The sequence below is a fragment of the Rhizobacter sp. P5_C2 genome (genome assembly GCF_054049715.1).
In genome coordinates, this window is record NZ_JBFULV010000172.1 from 1 (window position 1) to 7,824 (window position 7,824).

Below are 7,824 nucleotides of genomic sequence, written 5' to 3' on the forward strand. Positions count from 1 at the left end.
CCACCAGGCGGTGCGGCGCGGTGCGGCCGCGGCGGCACCCGGCGTGGCCGAGGGGTCGAGGGCGAGGCTGCTGGAGGTGGTGTTGTCCATGGGGAGTCCTGGTTCAAGAAAAAGAAGTCGTCGGAAAGACGGTCGGGACCGCCGCGGGGCGCCCGAGCGTGGCAGGCGTGATCATCAACCCAGGAAGCCCAGATTTCGTTTCGAAAAGTTGCCGAGGTTCGGAAAAACCATGTCGAGGTTGGCATCGCTGACGCCGAACCACTTGCCCAGCGTCGCGCCGACCTGGTCGACCGCGATGCCCGGCAGCAGGCTGCCCGAGCCCACTTCGTCGTCGTGGTTGATGCCGACCTGCGGGAAGCGGCCGTAGAGTTCGCCGCCCTTGACCGCACCGCCGTGCACGAAGTGGTGGCCGCCCCAGCCGTGGTCGGTGCCGTCGCCGTTGCTGGTGAAGGTGCGGCCGAAGTCCGATGCGGTGAACAGCGTCACCTGGTCGCGCACGCCCAGCGTGCCGAGCGTCGCGTCGAAGTAGTTGATCGCGTGCGAGATGCGCGCGTACAGGTCGGCATGCGCCCGGTTCTGGTTGTCGTGCGTGTCGAAGCCGCCGATGCTGACGAAGAACACCTGCCGCTTGGTGCCCAGCGCGGTGCGCGCGCCGATGATGCGCGCCACCGTCTGCAGCTGCTGCGCGAGGCCGTTGTTGGCGTTCGCCCGCTGAGAAGGGTTGTAGTACTGGGTCGGCGCGGTGACGGTCGACGCGGTGAAGGCGCCCTGGAACGCGGCCTGCGCGTCCATCGAACGGCGCACGATCACCTGGTGCTCCTTGCCCAGCAGGTTCTGGTTGTCGGCGGTGATGATCGACTTGAAGGCCGCGGTGGCCGCGGTCGAGCCGAACAGCGAACCGGTCAGGCCGCCGATCGCGGTCGCGCCGTTGTTCGTCACCTGGTACTGGAACACCGAGTTGCCGGCCATGTAGACCGCATTGCCCTGCACCGAGATGTTGGTGAAGGTCGAGGTGCTGTTGTTGCCGGCCAGCAGGTCGCCGAAGCGGCCGCCCCAGCCGACGCGGGCGCCTTCCGGGCCGAGCGCCTGCCACATCGACTGCTGGTCGTTGTGCGAGAACAGCTTGGCCGGGCGCGTCTTCGTGCCCTTCTGGTACTCGGCCTTGGTCAGCGGCGTCACCAGCGGCCCGGCATTGGCGATGATGCCCAGCCGGCCCTGGTCGAACAGCGCCTTCGTCTCGGTCATGCTCGGGTGCAGCGCGAACTTGCGCGTCGCGTTCTCGGGGTTCGCGAGGTTCTTCGGCGCGATCGACAGCACGCCGCCGAGCGCCGCCGGCGAGCCGGCCGCGGCGGTCGCGTCGGCCACGGTGCCGACCGGCTTCAGCGCGATCGGGTCCGGCGCGGTCGCGCGCAGCGTGCTGTAGGTCTGCCACGACGCGTCGTCCCACGGCAGCACCATGTTGGCGGAGTCGTTGCCGCCGTACATGAACAGGCAGACGATGGCCTTGTAGTCGCTCGCGGTCTGCGCGACGGCCGCGCCCATCGTGGCCATGTTCAGCGCAAAGGGCAGGCCGGCCGAGCCGACGGAGCCCGACAGGATCGTTGCGCGGCGCAGGAATTCGCGGCGGGAGGCTTGGTTGATCGTCATGTCCGCAGTCCTTACTTCTGGGTCAGATAGTCCGACGAGGCCATCGTCAGGAAGACGGCGATGGCCACCCGGTCGCGCGTGGCGGCGTCGATGTCGGTCTGGTTGATGACCTTGCCCGCGGTGTCCTTGCGCACCGGCGGGATCATCCGGCCGTTGACGGCCGACAGCAGCTGCGTGCGCAGTGCCGCCGGCATCTGCCCGGACATCATCAGCAGGTTCAGCCGGTCCAGCAGGTCTTCCGGCTTGGCGGCCAGCGCCTGCTCGGCCGAGAAGTCGATCTGCACGTCGCGCCCGGTGTTGATCGCGATCCAGCCACGCAGGTAGTTCAGGTAGCCGGCCACCGACACCTCGTTGGCCAGTTGCAGCTCCGGCGCGACCAGGTCGGCCGCCTCGATGCTGGTGTTCGGCGGCGTGTAGCCCGGGCGGTAGAAGTTGAACACCGTCGGCGAGCGCATCGCGGTCTGGCCCAGGCGGTTGGCCGGGTCGTCGGTGTTGTCGATGCCCTGGAACTTGCCGGTCGTCGACGTCGCGTGGAAGGTGCGCAGCAGGTGGGCCAGCCGCATCACCGGCTCGCGCAGCTTGCCGAAATCATTGCGCGAGGTGTCGACGGTGCGCGCCTCGGGGTCCAGCAGCACCGCGCGGAACACCGCGCCCAGGTCGCCGCGCACGCCGCTGCCGTTGTTGTTGAACACCTTCGCGACCCGCTCGACATAGGCCGGGCTCGGGTTGCTGGTCACCATGCGCTGGATGATCTGGCGGCCGAGGAAGGGGCCGACGTTCGGGTGGTTGAACAGCGTGTCGAGCACGACCTTGATGTCGCCCTCGACGTCCGGCTTGTCGGTCGCGGCAATCGTCTTGCCGAGGAACTTCTTCTCGGTGTTCGAATGGAAATCGGTGTTGCTGGCGTACTTGTTGTAGCCCTGCATCGGCTTCCAGTCGCGGTCGGCATTCACGTCGCCGCCGAAGAAGCGGTTGCGCGTGCGGTCGGCGGTGTTCGGGCCGGCGTACCAGCTCAGGCCGGTGAACACCTTGGCCAGGCCGGCGATGTCGTCGTGCGTGTAGGTCTCGGGGTTGCCGCTCTTGACCGTGCCGTCGTTGTTGAGCTGGTACAGGCCGATCGAGAACAGCTGCATGATCTCGCGCGCATAGTTCTCGTCCGGCACGCGGCCGGTCTTCGCGTCTTCCTTCTGGTTGCGCAGGCTGGTCAGGTAGGCCCCCATCATCGGGTGCATCGTGATCGCCTCGAGCAGGTCGCGGTAGTTGCCGAACGCATGCTGGCCCAGCGTGTCGTAGTAGCCGGCCACGCCACGCGGCAGGTTGCTCAGCGTCGAGTCGACGAACGACACCACGAAGATCTGCGACAGCACGTAGGCCGCGCGCTGGCGCAGCTGGTCGTCGCCGGTGATCGCCTGTGCCCAGTACGACTCCATGAAGTTGCTGGACGTCACGTTGGTGCCGGCGGCCGCCGCGGCATTCATCGCCGCCGTCATGTAGTCGCGGTGCAGCTTCTGCGGCTTGGCCATCTGCTGCTCGAGCCAGCGCCGGTAGCCGATCTGCGCGAGCTGGTCGATGTCGGCCGCGGTCGGGCCGTAGGTGGCCTGGGTCAGGAAGCGCGCGGCCTCCTCCTTGGTCGGCGGCGTGCTGGTGTCGATGGCGGCTTCATCGTCGTTCTTGTTGCCGCCGCAGGCGGCCAGCAGGCTGATCAGCAGCGCCCCGGCCCACAGGCGGGATGTCTTGCGGAATGCGGATGTCGGTGGAAGCGATTTCACTTCAGTCTCCCTCGGTGCGGTGCGTACGACCTGATACGGGTCGAGTGCGTGCAGGAGACATACCAGCGGCATCGTCGGACACCGCCTACAGGGTGTCGGCTGGGGAATGCGTCAATCCTTGACAGATGGACTTGGCTATCTGGCGCCGAGGACGACGCCGACCTGACGTGAACCGTCGGCGATGCGTTCGAATGCTTCTGGTGTAACGAGCAGCAACGCGAGCTGCCGCGTCGCCGTCATCGCACCGTCATCGCCGCCGTTACAGGAGCGCGGCCAGCGAGCGCTTCACCAGCGACGCATCCTGGCCGCTGCGGGCGGCCCAATCCTGCAGCTGGTCGTCGCCGATCTTGCCGACGTTGAAGTAGGCCGCGTCGGGGTGCGCGAGGTAGAAGCCACTGACGCTCGCGGCCGGCGTCATCGCCAGGCTCTCGGTCAGCGCCATGCCGATGTCGGCGCACTGCAGCACGCGGAACATCTCGGCCTTCACGGTGTGGTCCGGGCACGCGGGGTAGCCCGGCGCCGGGCGGATGCCGCGGTACTTCTCGGCGATCAGCTCGTCGTTGCGCAGCGCTTCATCGGCCGCATAGCCCCAGAACTCTTTGCGCACGCGCTGGTGCATGCGCTCGGCGAAGGCCTCGGCCAGCCGATCGGCCAGCGACTTGAACATGATCGCGCTGTAGTCGTCGAGGTCGTCGAGGAACTGCTTTTCCTTCTTCTCGGTGCCGATGCCCGCGGTCACCGCGAACAGGCCGATGTGGTCCGCCACACCCGAACCCTTCGGTGCGATGAAGTCGGCCAGGCAGCGGTTCGGGCGGCGCACCCCGTCGATCACCGGCCGCTCGCTCTGCATGCGCAGTCCGCGCCACGTCATCAGCACCTCGCTGCGCGTGTCGTCGGTGTAGATCTCGATGTCGTCGTCGTTGACGGTGTTGGCCGGGTACAGCCCGATCACGCCGTTGGCCGTCAGCCAGCGGCCCTCGATCACGCGCTTCAGCATGCGCTGGCCGTCGCTCAGCACGCGGCGCGCCGATTCGCCGACGATGTCGTCGGTGAGGATCGCCGGATACGGGCCGGCCAGGTCCCAGGTCTGGAAGAACGGGCTCCAGTCGATGCACTGCGCGATCTCGGCCAGGTCCTGGTTGCGGAACACGCGGCGGCCGGTGAACTTGGGCGCCACCGGGGCATAGCCCGCCCAATCGATCGGCGTCTTGTTGGCGCGCGCCTGCGCCAGCGACACCAGCGGCGTGGCCTTCTTGTTCGCATGCTGCTCGCGCACCCGCACGTAGTCGGCATTCAGCTCGGCGATGTAGGCGGTGGCCTTCTCGTCGCTCAGCAGGTCGCTGCAGACGCTGACCGAGCGGCTCGCATCGGGCACGTAGACGACCGGGCCGTCGTAGTGCGGCGAGATCTTCACGGCGGTGTGCACGCGGCTGGTGGTGGCGCCGCCGATCAGCAGCGGGATCTTCTTGATGCGGAAGTGCTCGTCGCGCTGCATCTCGGCGGCGACGTACTGCATCTCCTCGAGGCTGGGCGTGATCAGCCCCGACAGCCCGATGATGTCGGCGCCCTCGACCTTGGCGCGCGCGAGGATGTCCTGGCAGGGCACCATCACGCCCATGTTGACGACCTCGAAGTTGTTGCACTGGAGCACGACGGTGACGATGTTCTTGCCGATGTCGTGCACGTCGCCCTTCACGGTGGCGATCACGATCTTGCCCTTGGCCTTGGCCTCGCCGCCGGCATCGATCAGCAGGCGCTTTTCTTCCTCGATGTAGGGCAGCAGGTGGGCCACCGCCTGCTTCATCACGCGCGCGCTCTTGACCACCTGCGGCAGGAACATCTTGCCTTGGCCGAACAGGTCGCCGACGACGTTCATGCCGTCCATCAGCGGGCCTTCGATCACGTGCAGCGGGCGGCCGCCGCCGGCCTTGATCTGCTGGTAGACCTCTTCGGTGTCTTCGGTGATGAAGTCGTTGATGCCGTGCACCAGCGCATGGCTCAGGCGCTCGCGCACCGGCTTGGCACGCCATGCGAGCCGGGCGCTGTCGTCCTTCGCGGCGCCCTTCGCGGTCTCGGCGATCTCGATCAGCCGCTCGCCCGGCGTCAGCATCGCCTCGCCCGGCTTGTAGACCGGCTGGCGGTTCAGCACCACGTCCTCGACGCGCTCGCGCAGCACCGGATCGAGGTCGTCGTACACGCCGACCATGCCGGCGTTGACGATGCCCATGTCCATGCCGGCCTGGATCGCGTGGTACAGGAACACCGTGTGGATGGCCTCGCGCATCGGGTCGTTGCCGCGGAAGCTGAAGCTCACGTTCGACACGCCGCCCGAGACCTTGGCGCCGGGCAGGTTCTGCTTGATCCAGCGCGTCGCGTTGATGAAGTCGACCGCGTAGTTGTCGTGCTCCTCGATGCCGGTCGCGATCGCGAAGATGTTCGGGTCGAAGATGATGTCTTCCGGCGGGAAGCCGACCTCGTCGACCAGCATGCGGTAGGCCCGCTCGCAGATCTCGACCTTGCGCTCGAAGGTGTCGGCCTGGCCTTTCTCGTCGAAGGCCATCACCACCGCGGCGGCGCCGTAGCGGCGCACCAGCTTCGCCTGGTGGATGAAGGGCTCGACGCCCTCCTTCATCGAGATCGAGTTGACGATGCCCTTGCCCTGGATGCACTTCAGGCCGGCCTCGATGACCTCCCACTTCGAGCTGTCGATCATGATCGGCACGCGCGCGATCTCGGGCTCGCTGGCGATCAGGTGCAGGAAGCGCACCATCGCGGCCTTGCTGTCGAGCATGGCCTCGTCCATGTTGACGTCGATCACCTGGGCGCCGTTCTCGACCTGCTGGCGCGCCACGCTGAGCGCCTGCTCGAACTCGCCGTTCAGGATCATCCGCGCGAAGGCCTTCGAGCCGGTGACGTTGGTGCGCTCGCCGATGTTGACGAACAGGCTGCCGTCGCCGATGAGCACCGGTTCCAGCCCCGACAGCTTCATCGGCGGAACGGCGGGGGCGGCGTGGACGGTGGCTGAGGTCGACGAAGAGGAGGCGGTCATGGCGGGTCGGCTGGCACCGCCCCGGAGCTCACCCGGGGCGCATGCGTGGATCATCATGCGGGGGTGAGCGTGGTTGCAAGCGTCCAAGCCTGGCAGCAGCCGATCGGCCACCGTCGCAACGCTCCTTGGAGGGGCGCATTTTATGCGGCCTGTCCCCAGGAATGCCTTGGTTACAACTTGGCAAAGCCCTGATGCGGTCGTGGTGCACGGAGCGTGTCCAATCCGGGCTCCCACGACTGGACTTCTTTCTGCCGTGAACAACAACACACGATTCTTCGCTCTCGCATTCCCGGCCCTCGTTGCGGCCGCCCTGCTGGTCGCCTGCGGCGCGCCGCCGGTCAGGCCACTGCCGGCGCCCGGGCCCTCGGTGCCAGGTTCCGCGCCCGGCCCGGTCTACGACCAGGCGGCCTCCGGTGCCGCGCGCAGCTGGTCACCGCAGATGGAGGCCGTCGAGCGGCAGCTCGCCTCCAGCCTCGGCGGCACGCCGATGGTGCTGGCGCGCACGACCGACGAACGCCTGTGGCTCACGCTGCCGGGCGACGTGGCCTTCGAGCCGAACCGCTCGGCGCTGAAGCCGGCGGCCAGCGGGCTGCTCGACAAGGTGGCGGCGGTGCTGCGCAGCCAGCCGCAGCTGGAGCTGCGCATCGTCGGCCACACCGACAGCAAGGGCTCGGCGGCCGGCAACGACGCGTTGTCGCTGGACCGCGCGGCCAGTGCACGCGACTGGCTGGTGGCGCGCGGGTTGTCGCCGGTCAAGATCGGCGTGGCCGGGCGCGGCTCGCGCGACCCGGTGGGCAGCAATGACGACGAGGCCGGCCGCGCGGCGAACCGGCGCGTCGAGATCCTGATCGGGGAACGCGCGCTGCGCTCGGGCAGCAAGTAGGACGTGAAAGGCCTCCGGATCGAAGCAGGCACCAACTCAAGTTGGCCGCCGTTCAGATGCCCGCGGAGACTCTTGGGTTCGCTTGGTGTCCGTGCGCGACGAGAAGGGCCACATGCTGATCCCGCCGGGCAGCTACGTGCGGCTGGCCAGCGGCGAGATGGGCCTCGCGATCAAGCGCGACACCGACGCGGGCACGTCAGGGTGATTCGGCAATTGACGTGTGGCGTCCTAGTCTTACTGTGTCACAAGAGTAGTTTTTCTCGTGCCCTTCCGCAGCAGGGGCACTGCCCGAGGCGGGCGATCAGCATGTAGCTGAGTTGATGGCGCAGCGTCGTGATGGAGTTGCTCACGTGACGCTGCGCGCGCAGGACTGCCTCGGGGGATGTAATCCTCGGGAAGGGCAGGCACTTTGCGTTCGATGAAGTTTTTTTTGCCGCCGACGGGCTTGTCGGCGATGAGTCGTTCGGTCATCAGGA

General features: G+C 67.6%; 4 protein-coding genes, 1 pseudogene and 1 riboswitch. Of the genes and pseudogenes, 1 reads left to right on the forward strand and 4 read right to left on the reverse strand.

Annotated features, from left to right (window positions below; genetic code table 11):
• Nucleotides 1–174 precede the first annotated feature (174 nt).
• The 3 genes from ACXJLU_RS31875 to metH form a co-directional block, all read right to left on the reverse strand.
• The gene (locus ACXJLU_RS31875; RefSeq protein WP_457337758.1) at nt 175–1,647 is read right to left on the reverse strand and encodes a DUF1501 domain-containing protein; all 1,473 of its coding nucleotides are present in this window, start codon (nt 1,645–1,647) and stop codon (nt 175–177) included.
• Between the two features lie 11 nt (nt 1,648–1,658).
• Nucleotides 1,659–3,416, reverse strand: a complete 1,758-nt coding sequence (locus tag ACXJLU_RS31880) for a DUF1800 domain-containing protein (protein ID WP_457337759.1) — start codon at nt 3,414–3,416, stop codon at nt 1,659–1,661.
• Between the two features lie 259 nt (nt 3,417–3,675).
• Entirely contained in the window at nt 3,676–6,465 is a 2,790-nt protein-coding gene (gene metH / locus ACXJLU_RS31885) for a methionine synthase (RefSeq protein WP_457337760.1), read from the reverse strand.
• A 58-nt stretch (nt 6,466–6,523) separates the two neighbouring features.
• Nucleotides 6,524–6,598, reverse strand: a riboswitch (S-adenosyl-L-homocysteine riboswitch).
• 120 nt (nt 6,599–6,718) lie between these two features.
• On the opposite strand from metH, the gene ACXJLU_RS31890 reads away from it, so the two are divergent.
• Nucleotides 6,719–7,348 (forward strand): OmpA family protein, encoded by a 630-nt coding sequence (locus ACXJLU_RS31890; protein WP_457337761.1) that lies wholly within the window; start codon nt 6,719–6,721, stop codon nt 7,346–7,348.
• Nucleotides 7,349–7,582: 234 nt separating this feature from the next.
• On the opposite strand, the pseudogene ACXJLU_RS31895 reads toward ACXJLU_RS31890, so the two are convergent.
• Nucleotides 7,583–7,824, reverse strand: a pseudogene (locus tag ACXJLU_RS31895) (IS701 family transposase); the annotation flags it as partial.

Excerpts from the sequence above, each read along its gene's own strand:
- ACXJLU_RS31875 (WP_457337758.1), bottom strand. The coding sequence starts at position 1,647 with ATGACGATCAACCAAGCCTCCCGCCGCGAATTCCTGCGCCGCGCAACG.
- metH (WP_457337760.1), bottom strand. The coding sequence starts at position 6,465 with ATGACCGCCTCCTCTTCGTCGACCTCAGCCACCGTCCACGCCGCCCCC.